Genomic DNA, 20736 nt, shown 5'->3' on the forward strand with positions numbered 1-20736 from the left:
CCGGCGGCTGGAGAAAGGCTACGACAGCCGCATATCCAGTAGCCGCCGGCCTTCGGTCTTGAGCATCTTCTTCACTGCGCTTGACGCGGCGATCTCGCCCTGGTTGGCGTAGGCCTCGTGGTTCTTCTCGATATCTTCGAGACGGTAGAGATAGTTGACCATGACGCCGGCCGACTCGCGCAGGCCCTTCGGCGAGAGGTCGCCGAGCCAGTTGATCTTCTCCAGCCGCGCGCCGTTGCCGATATGGAAGCGCGCCACCGAATCGATCAGCCGGCCTTTTGACGTGCGGGCTTTGAGGAAATAATGCGCGGCCAGCGGCTCCAGCACGGCGCGCAGTTGCGCAGTCAGCTCGGCATCCTCGAACCAGTCCGGTCTGTCGAGGCTTTCCAGCAGCGCGCGTTCATCATCGCTTAGCGGAACGTCGTCGGCCTGCTTCAGCCATTGCATGAAGCCCGGCACCGGCGACAGCGTAATGAACGTGTCCAGCTTCGGCAATTCGCGCCGCAATTCCTCGGCCACCTGCTTGATCAGGAAGCTGCCAAAGGAAATGCCGCCAAGTCCTTTTTGCGTATTCGAGATCGAATAGAACACGGCGGTGCGGGCGCGTTCGATCGGCACCGGCTGGCGCTCGGCGGCGAGCAGCGGCGCAATCGCGGTCGGAATCGCTTCGGTCAGCGCGACCTCGACGAAGATCAGCGGTTCGTCGGTAAGCTGGGGATGGAAGAAGGCGTAGCAGCGGCGGTCGACCGGGTCGATGCGGCGGCGCAAATCGTTCCAGTCGCGGATTTCGTGCACCGCCTCATAACGGATGATCTGTTCCAGAATATTCGCTGGCGTCGACCAGTCGATCCTGCGTAGCACGAGAAATCCCCTGTTGAACCAAGAAGACAGCAAATGCACTACGTCGCGGTCGAGCGCGGCCAGATCCTTGTTGCCCTTCGTCAGGGCAAGCAGGTCGGCGCGCATCGCCACCAGATCGCTGGTGCCGCCGGGCGCGCGGTTGAGCCGGCGGATCAGCTCCTGCCGCTGCGGCTCGGAAGCAAAGTGAAGATCGCTGGCATCGCTGTCGTTCGGCTGGCTGCGCCAGCTCTCGATCGCCTGCGACAGTTTTTCGCGGTCGGGGCCGAAGTCTCTCGCCAGCGTTTCGAAGAAGGTGAGCCGACCGGCGGCGTCGAGGTCGTGGTAGCGGTCGAGCACGTCGCGCGCCATCGCGGTGCCGGACGCTTCGCCGCGGCCGGACAGCAGCGCCTTGCATAATTCAAGCAGTTCAGAGGCGTCCTGGCGGGCGACTGAAGGCTCGCCCCGCCGAAGCAGCGTGCGACCACGTTCTGATATCGTCGAGAGAAGGTCGGAAAAAAAGGCGTTGGCCATGCGGTGGGTCGAATCCAGCTGATACTGCGGAGTCTTATATGAGATTTAGGATGCTGCCGATCACAATCAAGCGCATGGATCGTACGGAAATATGTCATGCTTTCAAGTCGGGCATTAGCATTACTCCTTCCCGGCAAATTCCGTCGGCGTTTTTCCGGTAACCTGCCGGAAGGCATGGGAAAACGCGGGCACGCTGGCATAGCCCAGATCCGAGGCAAGCTGCTTGACCGAGACGCCGGCGTCCGTCGACAGCTTCTCGATCGCGGCCGCGATGCGGGCGCGCTGGCACCAGCTCTTGAAGCTCAATTGCGTCTCCGACGAAAACAGCCGCGACAGCGTCCGCACCGAGGTGCCGACCTCCCGCGCCAGCGTCTCGATTTCGTGGTCACCGGTCGGGTCCGCGAGCACGATGTCGGCGGCGCGCCGGCAGCGCGGCTCATGTGGCAGCGGGATGAAGGTCGCGGAATCCTCCGCCTGGTCCAATTCCATCATCGCCAGCCGCAGCAGAAGCGTGGTTCGTTCACGGTCGCCGCGATCGTCGAACAATGCGAGAATGGTCTGGTGCAGGAGCGGCGACACCCGCACCACGAATTCCGCATCCAGACTGTGGCTGCGCGCCTCGCGCTGCAGCCAGTCGAGTTCGAAATAGAGCGTCCGCATCTCGATATCGGCGAGCACGTCGATCGCATGTTCCGATAGCGCAGGCACCCAGACCGCGCGGTCCGGCGGCACCAGCCAACGGCCTTTCGGCGTCGTCACCTGCATCGTCCCCCTGGCCGCATAGACGAGTTGCGCCTCGCGGTGCATGTGGGTGTCCAGCCGGACGCCCTTCCGGTAGCTGTTCGCAATCATGTGGATGCCGTCGCCGGTTGAGGTGCGGCGTCCGATAATGGCGGCAATTGGCTTTTCGGCGATATTCATTGGCGACATCCCGTCAGGACAACCCCGTATAACCTATTTCGGAAAATTGCGGGATTCGGGAATCGACCATGAACAGCCCCAGCCGGGTGATCACTTTCGTCAACGCCGCCCATTTCATCGACCATTATGCGATGCTGATTTTTGCCGCCGCCGTCATCATCATGGGGCCGGCGCTCGGCATGGCCTATTCGGAACTATTGCCTTACGCCACCCCGGGCTTCGTCGCCTTTGGCGCGGGCTCGCTCATCACCGGCTGGCTCGGCGACCGCTGGAGCCGCCGCCATATGATGGTGATCTTCTTCATTGGCATTGGCGCCTCGATGATCTCGGTCGGGTTCGTCTCGACCCCGCTGCAGCTCGGCGCGGCGCTGCTGGCGATCGGCCTGTTCGCCTCGATCTATCATCCGGTCGGCACCGCGATGATCGTGTCCTATGCGGACAAGCTCGGCCGCGAGATGGGCCTGAACGGCGTCTGGGGTAATCTCGGCGTGGCGTCCTCGGCGTTGGTTACCGGCGTGATCGGGCAATATCTCGGCTGGCGCTGGGCTTTTATCGTCCCCGGGATCGTCACGATCCTGCTCGGCGTGGCCTTTGCGCTGATGGTGGTGCACGAGGACCGAACCGGCACCAGGCAGGCGGCGGCGCAGGCCAGGGTGGCCAAGCAGGACATGTGGCGGGTGTTGCTGGCCTTGCTGATCGTGGTGATCGCGATATCCACCACGTTCAACGCCATCACCGTGGCGATGCCGAAACTGTTCGCCGAGCGGCTGGCCGGCATGACCAGCAGCCCGGCGTTGCTCGGGGTCATCGCGGCCGGCGTCTATGTCTTCGGCGCAATGACGCAGTATACCATCGGCAAGCTGATCGACCATTATTCGCTGAAGACGGTGATGCTGCCGCTGTCATTTTTGCTGGCGCCGTTCATGTATTTCGCAGCGACGCTGTCGAACCTTCCGCTGATCATCGCCTCCATCGGCATCGTGATGGGCGCGTTCGGGCAGGTCACCGTCAACGACGCCATGGTCGGCAAATACACCAGCGAGGAATGGCGCTCGCGCGCCTATTCGGTGCGCTACTTTATTGGCTTTACCGCGGCGGGTGCGTCCGTCGGCCTGGTGGCATGGCTTTACGAGAAGGGCGGCTTCGTCACCATGCTGCAGGCATTCGGCGCGCTGTGCCTGCTGGTGATCGTGGCGGCGCTCATCCTGCCGCAGGAGATCAAGGTGCCGGCGGCGCAGACCGCGCCGTGATCCTCATTCGATCGTCGGCAGCACCATGTGCAGGTGATGGTTCGAGATCTGCATCAGCCCCTCGAATGGATGGCTGAGATCGACGATCAGAAACAGCGCGCTCGATACCGAGAGCGCGAAAACAAGCGTTGACACAACGACGATCGGGCCCGGTTCGGCGAACAGGCTGAAGCTCGCGAAGATCACCACCAGCCAGAATACCAGCACGATGAAGAACGGCAGCGGTATGGCGTCGTCGGCCTGGGTGAACACGAGCAGCCGCGTCCGGCCCATGTCGGTGGTGATCTGGATGATGCGGGATTTCAGCGAGGTCTGTTCCGCGTTGGTCGGCTTCAGGCCTTCGACCGCATTGTAGAACCGTTCGGCGGTCTCGCTGATGACAAATGTCGATCCGCCGCCTGTGCCCGAGACGTTTTCCCGCCAGATGCGCAGCGTGGCCGACGGGATGATTTCCCGCAGCAGGGTGCGCGCCGCTTTCGCCTCCGTTCCGTATTTGGTCAGCATCTGGTCGACCAGCACCGCGTTGGTGCCGAGCTGCCGGATATTGCCGTTCTGGTTGTCATAGGTGTTTTTCGCCGAAGCGATCATCAGGCCGATCACGAGGGCGGCGAGGGTCGAGAGAAATCCGGCGCCCAGACGGATGGCTTCCTTGGAACCTCCCTCGAGCAGTTTGGCCGGCAGGGCCCGCCTTAGAAGCATGCCGATGGCCGCGCCGATCAGGACCGAGGCGAAAGAGACCAGAAACGCTGCGGTCGAACTCATGGTGTCATCACCCTGTCATGGCACAGGAGGGCTGGGCAGGGGTTATTGCATATCGGGGCGTGTGCGCCTGGGCTACCCGCGACGATTTGTTGCGGCGCAACAGATCAGGGTAACGTAGCCATATCAAACAGAACACTTGACCATCGCTACCCTCCTTGTGTGAGGTGAGGGCATGACCCGAATCCGGCTTTTCCTATTCATAATTGCGATATTGGTGCCTTCGCTGGCGGCAGCGCAGACCATGAAATTCGAGGAGGCCGGGGCCATGCTGGCCGCGAGCTGCGGCAAGGACATCGACGACAATTGCCGCGGCGTCAATTTCGACGCGACGCGTCTGAAGGAGTGCCTGGGTCGGAATCAGGACGTGGTGTCGGCGAAGTGCAGGGCCGATTATCCCCAGGCCCTCGGAGCCATCCAGCAACGCATTACCGCGCGCGCCTCGCTTGTAAAGCTGTGCAATTGGGAATTGAAACACCTGTGCGGCGAGGTTCGGCAGGATCCCGTCAAGGGTCTGCAATGTCTCTTGGAGTCGACCAAGAAGGCCACCCCGAACTGCAACAAGGCGATAAGCGCAGCGGGGTATCGCTGATGCTTTGGGGAAAGAATCCGCGCGGTATCGCTCTCGTGCTGGGTGCCGTGGCCCTGCTTGCCTTGCCGATGGCGGCGGGGCGGGCGCAAACGGCCATGTCGAGTGGTGATATCATTGAGAAGCTTGCCGTCGAGGCCGAGTCGGATATCGACCTGGCCGCCTTGCGCCAGCAGGCTGCCGATCGCATCAAGGCAAGAGCGGATGCCCAGCCGCAAAAGCGGCCACCGATCGCGCCGCAACTGACCAAACTGCCGCAACTCCGTTTCGACATCGTGTTCGACCAGGACTCGTCCCTGATCCGGCCGGCCTCCTATCAGACGGTCGGCAGCATCGCCGACGCGCTCACAGATCCGAAGACGCGACCGTATCGCTATCTGATCGTCGATCATGTCGAGTCTGCCGGAAGACGCGACCATAATCTGATCCTGAGCCAGCGGCGCGCCGAATCGGTCCGGGATGTGCTGGTGAACACCTTCAAGGTTTCACCGAAGCGATTGCAGGCGCTTGGACTCGGCGAAGAACAGTTGCAGGATGTCAATCGCCCGGCGTCGCCTGCCAATGCGCGCGTCCAGATCATGGCTATCGGCAAGTTCGAAACGGCCGAGCCGGCGACGCCCCCTGCAGCGGCACAAAAAGGCGCCGCTGCGGCAAAGAAAAAGAAGCGCTGATCATCCATGAAAGGGTGAGCGCGACGCCAGCCGCAGGCTGGGGAAGGAGCACCCGATGTTCAATCAACCCTCGCCGAAAATGGCCGCTCTCTTGCTCGGATTAACAGTGATGATGACGACGCCCGCCGCCGCCGATGCCTTGAAGGACGAGATCGCGCCGACCGGCAAGCTGCGGGTGGCGATTGCGATCAGTCCGGCCGGTGGCGCGTTCTGGTCGACCAAAACCGAAACTGGTTTTGCCGGCGTGCCGGTCGATCTCGGCAAGGCGATGGCGGAGCAGCTTGGCGTCCCCGTCGAATATGTCGCGCACAACAATTCCGGGCAGATCGTCGATGCGGCCTCGAAAGGCACCTGGGACATCACCTTCCTGCCGAAGGATCCGGAGCGTGAGGGCAGGATGTCGTTCGGGCCGATCTATGAGGTTGCGGACGCGACCTACATCGTCAAGCCAGGTTCGCAGATCACGAATTTCGCAACGCTCGATCAGCCCGGGATCAAGGTCGCCGCGGTCAACAACACGACCACGATGCGCGGCGCGATCGTGCATCTGAAGAATGCCAAGGTCACGGGCTACCAGACCTACGACGAGATCTTCGGCCTGCTCAAAGGCGGCGAGATCGACGCGTTCGCCCTGTCGCGCGACCAGCTCAACGCCATGGCAAAACAGATCCCGGGCACCCGCGTGCTGGACGAAACGTTCAAGCAGACCGTGACGGCGGTGGCTGTGCCGCCTAATCGTCCGCAGTCGCTGGCGTTCGCGATCAAGTTTCTGACCGAAGCGATCTCCAACGGCACGCTGCGCAAAGCCTATGACAATAACGGCCTGAAGGATCGGCCGGTGCGGACGCAGACGAAGTAAGCAACAGGCGTGTCCCACGTCATTCTCGGGCGCGCGTCGCGCGAGCTTTGATGTGCAATTGCACATCAGAGAATCCATTTCTCACCTTGCGTAGAAGCGGATTGGATTCCGGGCTTGATGCTTCGCATCGCGCCGGAATGACGATTTGTGGCGACCCGCGCGGGCAGGCGCCAACATCTGTGCAGCTGCACAAATACAAGGCATCCCAGCCCTGCCTTGATGTGCGCAAAAGTGGATTAAATCCGTAAAATCACGAGATATTTCGAGCCAATCCCCGAAAATCGGGGTTGGCACATCGATTGCTTAATCCTGTCTCAGTCAATGACGACTGCCGTCCTACGGATTGCCAAAGCCAGCGTTGGCGAAGGCACAGGGATCAAGCGGCCTCGCGTGAGGCGCTTCGAGCAGTCTTCGGGACCACTTCACGATAGCTCGCGCATCCTCAGTTCCTGATCGGGCGTGACGTGCGTCGTTCTGTGCCGTCCAAAGACGGCGCGGGATTCGTCGCGCACGAGGACGGCAAGATTTTCACATAATCGGTGCACGGCTGCGCAGCATCCGGCGCGCTTTAACGTTGTCTGGAAAAGGGGAACAGGAATGGCCTATCTCGCGCCTTCGGAATTCGTGACCAAGATGGTCGACGCCGGAGAATCCAAAATCTTCATGTCGACGCGCGATACGGTCATCCGCGCCTACATGGCCGGTGCGATCCTCTCGCTTGCCGCCGCGTTTGCGGTGACCGTCAACGTGCAGACCGGTGTGCCGATCGTTGGGGCCGCGCTGTTTCCGGTTGGCTTCTGCATGCTCTATCTACTCGGCTTCGACCTGCTCACCGGCGTGTTCGTGCTGGCGCCGCTGGCGCTGATCGACAAGCGCCCGGGCGTGACGCTCGGCGGCGTGCTGCGCAACTGGGGACTCGTCTTTGTCGGCAACTTCCTCGGCGCCTTCACGGTGGCGGTGATGATGGCGATCGTCTTCACCTTCGGCTTCTCGCAGCCGCCGGACAAGGTCGGCACGGTGATCGGCCACATCGGCGAAGGCCGCACGGTCGGCTATGCGGCGCACGGCGCGTCCGGCATGCTCACGCTGTTCATTCGCGGCGTGCTGTGTAACTGGATGGTCTCGGCCGGCGTCGTCGGTGCGATGATCTCCACCACCGTCAGCGGCAAGGTGATCGCGATGTGGATGCCGATCATGCTGTTCTTCTTCATGACCTTCGAGCATTCGATCGTGAACATGTTCCTGTTCCCGTCGGGCCTGTTGCTCGGCGCCAAGTTCACGATCATGGACTACCTGATCTGGAACGAGATCCCGACCGTGATCGGCAACCTCGTCGGCGGCCTCGCCTTCACCGGGCTGACGCTGTACGCGACGCATATCAAAACGGCGCCGAAGCGCGATGCCTCGCGGCAGCCGGCTTCCTCGCGCCTGGCGGCTTGATCTCGCGATGCGGATGGGTCTCTCTCCTTGCTGGGAGAGACCCATTGCGTGAAAGCCGGGAATGCCGCGCGAGCTGAAAATATCGGTAGGACAATTTTCCGATAAGGGAGCTAAGGAAACCAACCAGGATTTCCATGGCGTCCTGATTCCGGACGAGCCGCTGCTTAGCCTCAAGGGCATTTCCATCGTGCTGGCCGACGGCATCAGCACGAGCAAGGTGAGCCGGGTCGCGGCGGAATCGGCGGTCAAGGGGTTTTTGACTGACTATTACTGCACCTCGGAATCCTGGTCGGTGCGCACCTCGGCGCAGCGCGTGCTGGAGGCAACCAATTCCTGGCTGCATTCGCAGACGCGCAGCCAGTATGCCTATGACAAGGACCGCGGTTACGTCTGTACGCTTTCCGCCATCGTCATCAAGTCGACCACGGCGCATCTTTTTCACATCGGCGATTCCCGCATCTATCGTCTCTCCGGCAACACGCTGGAGCAGCTAACTAACGACCACCGCGTCGTCATCTCCTCCCAGCAGAGCTATCTCGGCCGGGCGCTCGGCGTAAATCCGCAAGTCGAGATCGACTACCAGATGCTGCGGCTCGAGCCGGGCGACGTCTTTGTGCTCGCGACCGACGGCATCTACGAGCATCTTAGCGCCCGTCGCATTGCAAAGGCGGTGAACGAAGGCGGCGCCGATCTCGACGCGGCCGCGAAGGGGATTGTCGACCAGGCTTTTGACGCTGGCAGCAAGGACAATCTCACCGTCCAGATCGTCCGTGTCGACGAAGTGCCCGACGGCGCCGCCGCCGAAGTGTTCGCGCAGTCGCATGAACTGCCGCTGCCGCCGCTGCTGGAGGCGCGGGCGGTGTTCGATGGTTATCGAATCGTCCGGGAGTTGCACGGCTCCAGCCGCAGTCACATCTATCTCGCCGTCGATATCGAAACCGACGCCGTGGTCACCATCAAGATTCCGTCGATCGATCTGCGCGACGATCCGGCTTATCTCAAGCGCTTCATGATGGAGGAGTGGGTGGCACGGCGGATTGACAGCCCGCATGTGCTGAAACCCTGCCTGCTGCAGCGAAAGCGCAATTTCCTGTACGTCACGACCGAATACATCGACGGGCAGACGCTGACGCAATGGATGATCGACAATCCAAAACCCAACCTGGAAACCGTGCGCGGCATCGTCGAGCAGATCGCCAAGGGGCTGCGCGCCTTCCACCGCAAGGAGATGCTGCATCAGGACATCAGGCCCGACAACATCATGATCGATGCCACGGGCACGGTGAAGATCATCGATTTCGGTTCGACCAGGATCACCGGCGTCATCGAGGCCGAGCCCTCCGGCAACCGCAACGACATTTTGGGTACTCAGCAATACACTGCACCAGAATACTTTCTTGGCGAGCCGCCGACGTCCCGCTCCGACCTGTTTTCGCTCGGCGTCATCACCTACCAGATGCTGACGGGAAAACTGCCCTACGGCTCGCAGATCGCGAATGCGCGGACGCGATCGCAGTTCAACAGGCTGGTCTACCGCCCGGCGTCGCATGGCGACCGCGACGTGCCGCAATGGATCGACGGCACGCTCGAGAAGGCGGTCCATCCCAATCCCTACAAGCGCTATGACAGCTTCTCGGAATTCCTGTTCGACCTGCGTCATCCCAATGCGAACTATCTCTCGACGTCATCGACGCCGCTGATCGAGCGCAACCCGCTGCTGTTCTGGAAAAGCACGACTGTCGTGCTGGCGCTCGCCGTGATCGTGCTGCTTGCCATGCAGCACGGGATGCATCGGTGACGGCTCGTGTCCCGGACGCGGTGCAGCGCAAAGCGCTGCATCCGGGGAACGCAGCGTTGACTAGTTCGTCGTAGTTCCCGCAATCGGGTCCATGCCACTCTTGACGATTTCGGCGCGCGCAGCGGGGGAGGCGAGGAACTTGATCAGCGCCTTTCCGGCATCCGGCTCTTTCGAGACGCTGGCGATCCCGGCGGAGAATATTGTGATCTTCTGCAACTCGTCCGGCAGCGGGCCGATGATGTCGATGCCTTCGACGGGTTTCAATTCGCTCATCTGCTGAAAGCCGATCTCGGCGTCGCCGCGTGCGACGATTTCACCGACGGGCGTGGCGGGAATCTTCCTGGCTTTGTCCTTCATTTCGTCGGCAATGCCGAGCTTTCCGAACATCTCGGTCGAGACATAGACGCCGCTGGCACTGTCCGAATAGGCGACGGTCTTCACCGCCAGCAGGGCGCGCTTGAGTGCATCGGGCGTCGAGATGTCCGGCTTCGGCATGCCTGACTTCACCGCAACGCCGATCGGCGATTTGACGAGATCGACGCTGCTGCCGGCGGCCACCTTGCCTTTCTTGGCGAGATCCTCGAGTGCATAGCCGACCATGATCAGGACATCAGCAGGCTCGCCGCGCTCCAGTCGCACCGGAATGGCATTGGTCGTCGTGCCCATCGAGGGACCATGGGCGGTCAGCACCTTGTGGCCCGTAGAGCGCTCGAATTCCGGCACCAGCGCCTTGTAGGCGGCCGCCAGCCCGCCCGAAATCATCACCCGCACCTCGGCGGCGCCGGCCGTGACCGAAAGCAGGATGACGCTAGGAATGGCGAGCGCGAAGGCGCGAAGATGGATCGAAAGCCGCATGATGATTCCTCCCGGACGACTCTTGAGCGGTCGGCCTTGGGCAGGTTTTACAGCGTGAGCGGGAAGTCGGCTAGAGCCGCGCGTCGGCAGTGCGTAGGGCGGGCAAAGGAGCGAAGCGACGTGCCCACCATTTCAGTCCCGATCGCTGATGCATGGTGGGCACGCTACGCTTTGCCCACCCTACGGCATCGCGCATGAGGCAACGAAACCTTCACGAATTCACGTGCACGAAATCCCGCAGCAGCGGATAGATCTCGTTGTTCCAGCGCTTTCCCGAAAACACGCCGTAATGGCCGACGCCGGCCTGCATGTGGTGTACCTTGCGATAGGCGCGCACGCCGGTGCAGAGGTCTTGCGCAGCCAGCGTCTGGCCGATCGAGCAGATGTCGTCCTTCTCGCCTTCCACCGTCATCAGGCCCATGCGCCTGATCGAAGCCGGGTTCACCGGCCGGCCGCGATGCATCAGTCTGCCTTGCGGCAACAGATGCTCCTGAAACACGTCGCGCACGGTCTCGATGTAGAATTCCGCAGGCAGGTCCATCACGGCAAAATATTCGTCGTAGAAGCTCTTGATGATTTCCGCCTTCTCCTTCTCGCCCTTGGCCAGATGATTGGCGAGCTCGATGTGCTGCTTGATGTGGCGTTCGAGATTCATCGATACGAAGGCGGTGAGCTGCACGAAGCCGGGATAGACCTTGCGGAAAGCGCCCTTGCACTGCACCGGCACGTAATTGATCAGGTTTTTTTCGAACCAGTTGATCGGCTTGCTCTTGGCGAATCCGTTGACCCTGGTCGGCTGGATCCGCGTGTCGATCGGCCCGGCCATCAGGGTCAGCGTCGCCGGGCGGGCGGGATGATTGTCTTCCGACATGACGGCAGCGGCGGCCAGCGCCGAGACCGACGGCTGGCAGATCGCCACCATGTGCGCGCGCGGACCGATCTTGTCGAGGAAGGTGATCAAATGATCGGTGTAATCCTCCAGGCCGAAGCGGCCGGCATGAAGCGGAATGTCGCGCGGGTTATGCCAATCGGTGATGTAGACGTCGTGGTCCTGCAGCAGCGTCTTCACGGTGCCGCGCAACAGGGTGGCGAAATGGCCGGACATCGGCGCCACCAGCAACAGCCGCGGCTGCTCCGGGGCGTTCTCCTTCTTGAAATGCAGCAGCGAGCCGAACGGGGTGGCGAAGGTGACCTCCTCGGTTACCTCCAGCTCCTGATTGCCGACCAGTACCCGGTCGATGCCGTAGGCAGGCCGCGCATAGGTGAGGGAGGAGCGCGAGATCAGTTCGAGCGAAGCGGCGAGCCGGTTAAATAACCTGTCGGAGACGCCCTGCGGCACCAGATTGAGATATTTCAGTCCCGCCGCGGCTCCGGTCCGCCATGGCGACGTCAGGTCCATGTGGTTCTGATAGGCTTGGTACATCATTGACATCATTCACGCCTGTCCCCGTCTTGTGATGCCATGCAATATCGACGCCAGAGCTGGCCTTGCCGCCTCTAAAACTGGCACGTGGCTTGCTCCGAAAATGCCCGACGCACAGGCATTGGGCGGCGGCGCGGCTGGCTGCCCATGCCTGCGCGGAGGCGTTTTGGGGTTCGAGGGAAGGCCATATGGCGAAGACCACACTGACCATCTCCAGCAAGAATTACTCGTCCTGGTCGCTGCGCGGCTGGCTGCTGGCGAAATTCTCAGGACTCGAGTTCGAGGAGGTCGTCACCGCCCCCGACGATGCGTCGGCGCGGGCCGAAATCCTGCTGCTGTCGTCGTCGATCCTGGTGCCGTGCCTGCGCCATGACGGCGCCACCATCTGGGATACGCTGGCGATCGCGGAATACCTCAACGAGGTCATGCCGGACGCCGGCCTCTTGCCCGCGGACCGTATCCAGCGTGCGCATTGCCGCTCGATCTGCGGCGAAATCCATTCGGGCTTCACCACGCTGCGCGCCTCGCTGCCGGTCAACCTGAAGGGCCATTTCCCGGGCTTCAAGATCTGGTCGCGCGCGCAGGCCGATATCGACCGGGTCTGCACCATCTGGCGCGAATGCCTTGCGGAATCCGGCGGACCGTTCCTGTTCGGCGAGCGCACCATGGCGGATGCGATGTATGCGCCCGTCGTCACCCGTTTCATGACCTATGACGTGAAGCTCGAACCCGGCCTTACGGCCCACGCCAGTACCATCATGGCGATGCCCGAGATGCAGGAATGGATCGAAGCCGCCAAGGCGGAGCCCGCCGACATCGAGGAGCTCGAGGTCGAATATTAGGCAGACCGCGCGCCGCCTTGCCCGATTGAAGGGCTCAAGCTTCGGGCAGGATAGCTCACGCCGCAGCCAGCTTCGACTGGCGCGCCGCTTGTCCCGCGGCCATGGGTCAACTGCGCTGAAGGCGGATTCCGGTCTCCCGCCAAATGCTTCGCGGCCTCGATGCCGGCGATCGCGGCATTGCAGCGCGACTGGCGTGGATTTCGCATAGCAACATGCAGCCGTGAACGCGACGATGCGACGCTGCCGAAAATTTGGACGCACTTCGCCGGGTCGCGATCTCGCAACGCGAACCGTGGAGGCTTCAATGAACAAGCAGGCTGTCGTCAGCAAATTCTCTCACGTCAAACCCGGCGATACCGAATTCAAGGGCGGGGGTCTGCGCGACTTCTTCCTGTATCGCGATCTCGGCATCGCCGATGCCACCGGCGGGCAGGTGATCTGCCATCTGGTCAAGGCCAACCCCGATCTGCCGCCTGAGGAGGGCACCGGCTGGCACAAGCACGAATGCGAATTCCAGATCGTCATCATGACCAGGGGCTGGGCGCGGTTCATGTATGAGGACAAGTCGACGCTCGTACAGGCCGGCGACGTCGTCCACCAACGGCCCGGCATCACGCATTACCTGTACGACTACTCGGAGGACATGGAGTATCTCGAGATCGTCAGCCCGGCCGATTTTAGAACTGTGGACGTGCCGCCGGCCATCGACAAGGTGCCGCCGCCAACTCCCTGGAAGTGACCGTCATGTCATCTCCCGAGGAATTAACGCTTGTCGTGGGCCGCTGGCTGCGGCCGATTGTGGCCATGCTCTATGTTGTACGCCGTCTGGCATGGCGGCCGACATCTAGCCGTGAACAACGGAGTACGGCGCTAAATCAGTGATTCGGGCGCGGTTCGTTCCACCCGCGTTCCGAACGTTAACATCCCGCGCGTTCCCGTCGCATTCTGGCACAATGCGCCGCTTGTCAGCCTCTGTCCGCGACGTTTTCAGGGCGGGCGCGCGGCAACCGCCAGCCGACCACAGTGGCCTCGACCATGCCGCCAGTCCTGTCATTGCGCCATTGGCCATCGATCCAGCGGCAGGCAAAGGGCAGTTGATAGGTTCCGCTGTGATCCTCGCAAAGAACTTCCACCGGTTGGTCTGTCGGCGGAGCCCCGTTCCCGTCGAACTGCGCCAGCCGCTTTTCACGCGTTGCCATACAATCAATCTCCATTGCCGCGGCCGGTTGAGGTTCGCGGCAAAATGCATCCCACCGTTAACGGGGTGAAGCACAACGCCTGAATGAGGTATCAGTATGGTATCACTGGGGTCGGGGGTCTGCTTCGTGCAAATTGCTGTGATAGACGTTCCCGTGCGTCAGATGCTTTTGGAACGAGGATGTGGATGATTGCTTCGATGACCAGGATCACCTTCGTCGCCTTCGCGCTGCTGATGGCGTCACTGCCAGTGACCGTTCACGCGCAGGACGTTCCCGGCATAGAGATCTGCACCGTCGAAAAGACGATGGAGCGCCGCACCTCTTGCCTGCAGAGCAATGTCGACTTCCTGCAGAAGACGATCACCAAGCTGACTACCGACCATCAGCAGAAAATCGATGCCGCCAACCGGCAGATCGAAGCGCTGAAGAACGCGGTCATTGGCTTGCAGAAGGTCGTGAGCGAGCAGGCGGCGCAGAACAAGTTGGCGGAAGACGCGAAGAAGGCCGCCACGCCTCCGGCGAAGGATGCCGCACCGGCAAAGGACGGCACGAAGTAGCGGCGGTCCGCGCGGGTTACGACACGCGGTATTGCTCCATCACGGCCTTGTCCGGTTCAAGCCCAAGTCCGGGTCCCTGCGGGACCTCGACGTCACCATTGGCATCGACGTCGATGCGGCCGCGCCACAGGCATGCGGCGCGCTTCATATAGAACACCTCGACGAAAGTGGCATCGTCGCGCAGCGACATCAACTGCAGCGTCGCCAGAAAGCCCGGCCCGAAGTACGGCGAATGCGGCGCGAGCCTGACGCCGAGTTCGTCGGCTAGGGCTGCGACCTTCAGATATTCAGTGATGCCGCCGACCTTGATGACGGAGGGTTGTGCATGGCTTACCGCGCCCGCACTCATCATCTGTCTGAATTGATGAACCGTGCAGGCGTTCTCGCCGGCCGCAATGTTGAGCCCGCCTTTGGCTCGCACTTCGGCGAGCGTTGCAAAATCTTCCGGCGGCCAGACCGGCTCCTCGATGAACATCGGCGCAGCGTTGCGGCAGGAATGCGCGAACGCGATCGCGGCCTCGCCATTCAGTGGACAGTTCATGTCGACCATCAGCGGAATGCCGGCGCCGATCGCCTGGCGCGCAGCAAATACCGCAGGCGTTGTGGTCTCATGCAATTTGATCGCCTTGTAACCTCGCCGCAGCGCGGTCTCGCATTCGCTTGCGATCAATTCGGGTTTGCCGATCCGCAGCAGGCTTGCATAGGCGGGAATCCGCGTGCGTTTCGCCGCGCCGATCAGCCGATGCAACGGCACGCCCTTCGCTTTGGCGGCAAGGTCCCACAGCGCGATATCGAGCGCCGATATCGCAAACATCGTGATGCCATAGCGGCCGAACAGATGCAGGTTGCGCTGGATCTGTTCCATGAAGGCGGGAATATCAGCCGCGTCGGGGACCTCGAGGCCCTGCGCCTGCGGCGCGATCATCTCCTCGATGGCGGTGTATGTCGTCCGTGGGCAAACATACGCAAACGCATCGCCCCAGCCGGTGATGCCGGCATCGGTGGAGACCTCGATCATGACGATCTCCAGCGCGGATATTGCGGAAGCGCCTTGCTTGAAGCTCGCCACCCCCGCGTCATAGGGGATGCGGATGTGGTGCGCCCGAACATTGGTGATCAGCATGGTTACCCCCAAAGCGCCCGACAGGGCGGGCCGATCATAGCAAGAAAGGCGCACCCGGATAGAACGGGATGCGCTTAATTGCGTCATTGCCAGTCACGTATGCGAGTGTCCCGTCAGCCCTGCGCGTCGGACGTGTCGATGTTTGCCGTATGCGGGCCTCGAATTCCAAGCGCTGCGATGCTAGAGTTTGCCAGAACAGCCCGGCTGAAAACCGCATGGCCTCTGACGCGACAGCGAACAGATCGACTGCGACCGATGGGAGCCGGCTGTCCGGCACCGAGGCCGCCGAGCACGAGCGCCAGTTTCGTGAAATCCTGGAGTTTAGTCCGGCGGCGTTGCTGGTCGTGGACGAGGATGGCCGGCTGCTGTTTCACAATGCGCGGCTGCGCGACCTGCTTGGTTACGATAAAGACGAACTTGCCGGCATCGACACCCGCAAGTTCTGGCACGATCTCGAGCAGCGTTCCCAGATCATCGCGTCGCTGCGCGACCGCGGCGGGCAACTTCTGAACGAGAAGGTGGTTTGGCGCACCAAGAGCGGTCAATTCCTGGATCTGCTGCTGACCTATGCGCAAGTGGCCTATCGTGGTGGCCACATCAGCTTCGTTGGCGGCAAGCGGGTGCTGTGGGTCTACGACGTTACGGCGCTGACCCGTCACGAGCTCCGGGTCGTCGAGCAGGAGCGTCAGCTCCGCGAAATCCTGGACTTTTGCCCGGCCGCAGTATGCGTCGTCGACGACGAAGGGCGTATCCTCTTCCACAACAGGCGCATGCGCGACCTGCTGGGCTATGAGAAGGAAGAGCTTGATCTGTTCGACACCAGGCTGTTCTGGGCACGACCTTGATCATCGGACGCGCATCATCGAGCAGTTACGGACGCACGGTGGTCAATTGCTGAACGAAGAAGTGATCTGGAAGAGCAAGCGGGGCGAGCTGCTCCACCTGCTGATTTCTTACGTGCAAGTCGCCTACCACGGCGGCCACGTCGCCGTATCCGGGGGCAAACGGCTGTTCTGGCTTTACGACATAACGCCGCTGCGTCGAGCGGAACAGGCGCGGCTGCGCAGCGAGCGCCGGTTAGCCGAAGCGATTGAAAGCATCTCGGAAGGTTTCGTTTGCTACGACGGGGAGGACCGGCTGGTCATCTGCAACTCATGCTACCGCGACTTGCTTTACCCAGACATGGAGATCGCATTGACTGCGGGGAAGACGTTCGAAAGCATCATCCGGAACGCCGCGGAGCGCGGCTATGTCACGGATGCAATAGGCCGCGTTGAGGAGTGGATAGCGGAGCGTTTGCGCCAGCATCGCAACCCGGGCGAGCCGCAGGTGCAACGCCGCAACAACGGCCGGTGGATCATGGTCAGCGAGCGCCGTACCGAAGATGGCGGCACGGTTGCGGTCTATTCCGACATCACGGAACTCAAGTAGCGTGAGCAGGACTTGACCGAGAAGTCCAACACGCTCGCGGCGCTATCATCGAAACTCGCCAAATATCTGGCACCCCAGGTCTACGACTCGATCTTCACCGGTCAGCAAGACGTCAAGATCGTCAGTAAACGCAAGAAGCTCAGCGTGTGCTTCTCCGACCTGGTCGGCTTCACCGAGATCACGGACAAGATGGAATCCGAAGACCTCACGCAGCTTCTCAATCACTATCTCACCGAAATGTCGAAGATCGCGCTGCAATACGGCGCCACGATCGACAAATACGTCGGCGACGCCATCGTCATGTTCTTTGGCGATCCGACAACGCTGGGCGTGAAGGAGGATGCGCTCGCCTGCGTCCAAATGGCGGTTGCCATGCAAAAGCGCGTCGGAGAGCTGGCTGAGGTCTGGCGCGACAGTGGCATTGAAGTGCCGCTTCGCTGTCGGATCGGTATTCACACCGGATATTGCACCGTGGGTAATTTCGGCAGCGACGACCGGATGGATTACACGATGGTCGGCGGCACGGTGAACCTCGCGTCACGGCTTGAGCATGAGGCGCCGCCCGGCGGCGTGCTGATCTCGTTCGAGACCCACGCGCACGTGAAGGACGACATGCTGTGCGAGGAGCGCGGCCACGTGCAGGTCAAGGGAATCGCGCAGCCGGTTGCGACTTATGGCGTGATTGGCTTGAAGCCGGCCGCGGAACAGGCCGGCACGACGCATTTGCGGCTCGAACTCGACGCGGATCGAATGTCCGACGACGAGCGCAAGGCGGCGGCGGACACGCTGCGCCGTGCGCTCGGATTGCTCGAGCATAGCGGCTAGGTCGCGCGGAACGGGTCGCTCTTCGAAACAGGTTCCATTTCCATCAAGCCGCGAGTACGAGAGCAAGGACGGTCAAATGAAGCGCGAAGCAACCGTTCATGATGCGGTGCTTCGCACGAAAGCTGTCAGTCATGAATCCGGCCCAGAAAGCGCTCTGGTACATCGAAAGCCATCTCGCCGAGCCTTTGACGCTCGACGACGTCGCTGGTGTTGCCGGCGTCTCGCGCTTCCATCTGGTGCGGGCGTTTGCCGCGGCCACCGGGTTTTCGGTCATGCGCTACGTGCGTGCCCGCCGGCTCAGCAAGGCGGCGCAGGCGCTCGCGGCCGGCGCGCCCGATATCCTCAGCCTCGCGCTGGATGCGGACTACAGCTCTCACGAAGCTTTCACCCGCGCGTTCCGCGACCACTTCGGCATGACGCCGGAGTCTGTTCGCGCCGGAGCGTGCCTCGATCGTCTCAAGCTTCAGGAGCCCATCGTCATGGATTCAACCCTGCTCGAAAACCTCAAGCCCCCGCGTTTCGAAACCTCAAAACCGTTGCTCGTCGCCGGCATCGGCGAGCGCTGCACGCATGAAAACGGCGGCGCCGGCATTCCCAATCAATGGCAGCGGTTCCACCAAAAGGTCGACGAAATTCCGGACCGCGTGGGCAAGGTCGCCTACGGCGTCTGCTGCAATGGCGACGATTCCGGCAATTTCGATTACATCGCCGGCGTCGAGGTCGCGGACTTCTCCGACCTGCCGCGCGAATTCGCGCGCGTGCGGATACCCGAGCAGAAATACGCGGTCTTCACCCATGCCGAGCACATCTCGACCATTCGCCGCACCGTCAACACGATCTGGAATCACTGGCTGCCGATCTCTGGGATGAAGGCCGCCGACGCGCCGAGTTTTGAGCGGTACGACGAAAAGTTCGATCCGGCCACCGGCAATGGCGGGCTGGAGATCTGGGTGCCGGTGCGGGAATAGCATCACCGCAATGCTGCCCTGCGCCACACAATCGCCCGTGGTTGCTTGGCAAGCGATATCGACTTTGCCATAACATCCGCAACGAAATGTTGCGCGTGCGGGGTCGAGCCTGAAATCCGCCTGCAGCCGAAAAGAGCCGGGAGGATTTTCATGGCCGATATTCGCGTTCTCGCCACCGATCTGGAGTTTCCGGAAGGCCCGGTGGTCATGCCCGACGGCTCGGTGGTGCTGGTCGAAATCCGGGGCAAGCGGCTGACGCGGGTTTATCCCGATGGACGGAAAGAGGTGGTCGCGCAGATTCCCGGCGGCCCCAATGGCGCGGCGCTTGGTCCTGACGGCAAGATGTACATCTGCAACAATGGCGGCTTTAGCTGGATTCCCACCGGCAAGATGATCATGCCGGGACCGCAGGCCGAGGATTACCTCGGCGGCTCGATCCAGCGGGTCGATCTGCAGAGCGGCAAGGTCGAGACCGTCGTCGACAGATGCGGCGAGCACGCCCTTCGCGGGCCGAATGACCTGGTGTTCGACAAGCACGGCGGGCTCTGGTTCTCCGATCTCGGCAAGCGACGCGCCCGCGAGATGGATGTCGGCGCGTTCTATTATCTCAAGCCGGGCATGAAGGAGATCGTCGAGGCCGTGCACGGCGTGCTGCCCGCCAACGGCATCGGCCTGTCGCCGGACGAGAAGACGGTCTACATCGCGGAGACGCCGACCGCGCGGCTGTGGGCCTATGAAATCGCCGAGCCCGGCACCATCAAGCCGCGCGACGTGATTTATCGCGGCGAACGCGGCAAGCCGATCGCGGGGCTCGGCGGCTACCAGATGTTCGACTCGATGGCGGTGGAGGCGGGCGGCAATGTCTGCGTGGCAACACTGGTCTCGGGCTGCATCTCGGTGATCGCGCCCGACGGCGCGCTGGTCGAGCAGGTGCCGACCGGCGACCGCGTCACCACCAATATCGCCTTCGGCGGGCCGGAGCTGAAAACCGCCTACATCACGCTGTCGGGCAAGGGCGAACTGATCGCGATGGACTGGGCGCGGCCGGGGCTGGCGCTGAATTTCTTGAACAAGTGATGGCATCCGTCATTGCGAGCGAAGCGACGAAGTGAGGTTCGTAGGGTGGGCAAAGTGCATTTGCGCCGTGCCCACCATCACACTCCGTGCAGGAGTGGTGGGCACGCTTCGCTTTGCCCACCCTACTTCGCTCGCTATGACGGTGTAAGAACGGAGTTATTGAATGGCTTTTCTTGAACCGGTTACCCTTCAAGGCGCGCATGCGCGCCTTGAGCCGCTGTCGCACGATCACATTGACGGACTCGTGGAAGCCGTGAAGGACGGCGAGCTATGGAAGCTCTGGTACACCGCCATCCCGACCGCCGAAAACATGAAAAAGGAAATCGACCGCCGCCTCGGGCTGTTCGCGGCCGGCTTGATGCTGCCGTTCACGGTGTACGACGCCGAAGGCAAGGTCGCGGGCATGACGACCTATATGAACGTCGATGCCGCCAACCGCCGCGTCGAGATCGGTTCGACCTGGTACGCCAAGCGTGTGCAGCGCAGCGCGCTCAATACGCAGTGCAAATTGCTGCTGCTGACGCACGCGTTCGAGAAACTCGATTGCATTGCGGTCGAGTTCCGCACGCATTTCTTCAATCACCAGAGCCGCCGAGGCATCGAGCGTCTGGGCGCCAAGCAGGACGGTATCCTGAGAAGCCACCAGATCGCGCCGAACGGTACGTTGCGCGACACCGTGGTTTACAGCATCATCGCCAGCGAATGGCCGACGGTGAAGGCGCATCTCACCTATCAACTCAACGAGAAGACGCGGTGAACAGGCCGCGCTAGAAACGAT

At 61.9% G+C, this 20736-nt stretch carries 20 protein-coding genes and 1 pseudogene; 14 read left to right on the forward strand and 7 right to left on the reverse strand.

Annotated features, from left to right (window positions below):
• Nucleotides 1-18: 18 nt before the first annotated feature.
• Entirely contained in the window at nt 19-1371 is a 1353-nt protein-coding gene (locus IVB22_RS24970) for a malonyl-CoA decarboxylase (RefSeq protein ID WP_247519904.1), read from the reverse strand.
• A 120-nt stretch (nt 1372-1491) separates the two neighbouring features.
• Nucleotides 1492-2292: a helix-turn-helix transcriptional regulator gene (locus IVB22_RS24975; protein ID WP_247519905.1), complete on the reverse strand. Its 801-nt coding sequence runs from the start codon at nt 2290-2292 to the stop codon at nt 1492-1494.
• 68 nt (nt 2293-2360) lie between these two features.
• Between IVB22_RS24975 and IVB22_RS24980 the strand changes: the two genes are divergently transcribed.
• Nucleotides 2361-3542 carry an MFS transporter gene (locus IVB22_RS24980; RefSeq protein WP_247519906.1) on the forward strand — a complete coding sequence of 394 codons (1182 nt, stop codon included), beginning with the start codon at nt 2361-2363 and terminating at the stop codon, nt 3540-3542.
• 3 nt (nt 3543-3545) lie between these two features.
• On the opposite strand, the gene IVB22_RS24985 is transcribed toward IVB22_RS24980, so the two are convergent.
• On the reverse strand, nt 3546-4304 hold the full coding sequence (locus IVB22_RS24985) for a DUF4239 domain-containing protein (RefSeq protein WP_247519907.1): 759 nt from the start codon (nt 4302-4304) through the stop codon (nt 3546-3548).
• A 172-nt stretch (nt 4305-4476) separates the two neighbouring features.
• Between IVB22_RS24985 and IVB22_RS24990 the strand changes: the two genes are divergently transcribed.
• From IVB22_RS24990 to IVB22_RS25010, 5 genes are all read left to right on the forward strand, one after another.
• Nucleotides 4477-4893 (forward strand): hypothetical protein, encoded by a 417-nt coding sequence (locus IVB22_RS24990; RefSeq protein WP_247519908.1) that lies wholly within the window; start codon nt 4477-4479, stop codon nt 4891-4893.
• Nucleotides 4821-5561, forward strand: coding sequence for an OmpA family protein (locus IVB22_RS24995; RefSeq protein WP_247519909.1), 741 nt, complete (start codon nt 4821-4823; stop codon nt 5559-5561). The genes IVB22_RS24990 and IVB22_RS24995 overlap by 73 nt, the downstream gene beginning before the upstream one ends.
• A 112-nt stretch (nt 5562-5673) precedes the next feature.
• Complete coding sequence (locus IVB22_RS25000) at nt 5674-6420, forward strand: transporter substrate-binding domain-containing protein (protein ID WP_247520123.1); 747 nt, start codon at nt 5674-5676, stop codon at nt 6418-6420.
• Between the two features lie 597 nt (nt 6421-7017).
• Nucleotides 7018-7860 (forward strand): formate/nitrite transporter family protein, encoded by an 843-nt coding sequence (locus IVB22_RS25005; protein WP_247519910.1) that lies wholly within the window; start codon nt 7018-7020, stop codon nt 7858-7860.
• Between the two features lie 61 nt (nt 7861-7921).
• On the forward strand, nt 7922-9658 hold the full coding sequence (locus IVB22_RS25010; RefSeq protein WP_247519911.1) for a bifunctional protein-serine/threonine kinase/phosphatase: 1737 nt from the start codon (nt 7922-7924) through the stop codon (nt 9656-9658).
• Nucleotides 9659-9718: 60 nt separating this feature from the next.
• Here IVB22_RS25010 and IVB22_RS25015 read toward each other — a convergent pair whose 3' ends face one another.
• Entirely contained in the window at nt 9719-10513 is a 795-nt protein-coding gene (locus IVB22_RS25015; RefSeq protein ID WP_247519912.1) for a substrate-binding domain-containing protein, read from the reverse strand.
• A 211-nt stretch (nt 10514-10724) separates the two neighbouring features.
• Entirely contained in the window at nt 10725-11948 is a 1224-nt protein-coding gene (locus tag IVB22_RS25020; RefSeq protein WP_247519913.1) for a polyhydroxyalkanoate depolymerase, read from the reverse strand.
• Nucleotides 11949-12124: 176 nt separating this feature from the next.
• On the opposite strand from IVB22_RS25020, the gene IVB22_RS25025 reads away from it, so the two are divergent.
• A complete protein-coding gene (locus tag IVB22_RS25025) occupies nt 12125-12778 on the forward strand; it encodes a glutathione S-transferase family protein (protein ID WP_247519914.1) in 654 nt (217 codons plus the stop codon).
• A 304-nt stretch (nt 12779-13082) separates the two neighbouring features.
• Complete coding sequence (locus IVB22_RS25030) at nt 13083-13517, forward strand: cupin domain-containing protein (RefSeq protein ID WP_247519915.1); 435 nt, start codon at nt 13083-13085, stop codon at nt 13515-13517.
• 226 nt (nt 13518-13743) lie between these two features.
• On the opposite strand, the gene IVB22_RS25035 is transcribed toward IVB22_RS25030, so the two are convergent.
• On the reverse strand, nt 13744-13977 hold the full coding sequence (locus IVB22_RS25035; protein ID WP_214492240.1) for a hypothetical protein: 234 nt from the start codon (nt 13975-13977) through the stop codon (nt 13744-13746).
• A 197-nt stretch (nt 13978-14174) separates the two neighbouring features.
• Between IVB22_RS25035 and IVB22_RS25040 the strand changes: the two genes are divergently transcribed.
• Nucleotides 14175-14534 (forward strand): hypothetical protein, encoded by a 360-nt coding sequence (locus IVB22_RS25040; protein WP_247519916.1) that lies wholly within the window; start codon nt 14175-14177, stop codon nt 14532-14534.
• 16 nt (nt 14535-14550) lie between these two features.
• Here the strand turns inward: IVB22_RS25040 and IVB22_RS25045 are convergent, their stop codons facing one another.
• Nucleotides 14551-15657, reverse strand: a complete 1107-nt coding sequence (locus IVB22_RS25045) for a mandelate racemase/muconate lactonizing enzyme family protein (RefSeq protein ID WP_247519917.1) — start codon at nt 15655-15657, stop codon at nt 14551-14553.
• Between the two features lie 215 nt (nt 15658-15872).
• Here IVB22_RS25045 and IVB22_RS25050 point away from each other — a divergent pair, with 215 nt between their 5' ends.
• From IVB22_RS25050 to IVB22_RS25070, 5 genes and pseudogenes are all read left to right on the forward strand, one after another.
• Complete coding sequence (locus tag IVB22_RS25050) at nt 15873-16502, forward strand: PAS domain S-box protein (protein ID WP_247519918.1); 630 nt, start codon at nt 15873-15875, stop codon at nt 16500-16502.
• A gap of 190 nt (nt 16503-16692) precedes the next feature.
• Nucleotides 16693-17913 (forward strand): annotated as a pseudogene (locus IVB22_RS25055) (adenylate/guanylate cyclase domain-containing protein); the annotation flags it as partial.
• A gap of 131 nt (nt 17914-18044) precedes the next feature.
• Complete coding sequence (locus IVB22_RS25060; RefSeq protein WP_247519919.1) at nt 18045-18881, forward strand: AraC family transcriptional regulator; 837 nt, start codon at nt 18045-18047, stop codon at nt 18879-18881.
• A 150-nt stretch (nt 18882-19031) separates the two neighbouring features.
• The gene (locus tag IVB22_RS25065; protein ID WP_247519920.1) at nt 19032-19958 is read left to right on the forward strand and encodes an SMP-30/gluconolactonase/LRE family protein; all 927 of its coding nucleotides are present in this window, start codon (nt 19032-19034) and stop codon (nt 19956-19958) included.
• A gap of 163 nt (nt 19959-20121) precedes the next feature.
• Nucleotides 20122-20715: a GNAT family N-acetyltransferase gene (locus IVB22_RS25070; RefSeq protein ID WP_247519921.1), complete on the forward strand. Its 594-nt coding sequence runs from the start codon at nt 20122-20124 to the stop codon at nt 20713-20715.
• The last annotated feature ends 21 nt before the right edge of the window (nt 20716-20736 follow it).

Origin of the sequence: Bradyrhizobium sp. 190 (assembly GCF_023073415.1) — a bacterium.
Taxonomy (GTDB): Bacteria; Pseudomonadota; Alphaproteobacteria; order Rhizobiales; family Xanthobacteraceae; genus Bradyrhizobium.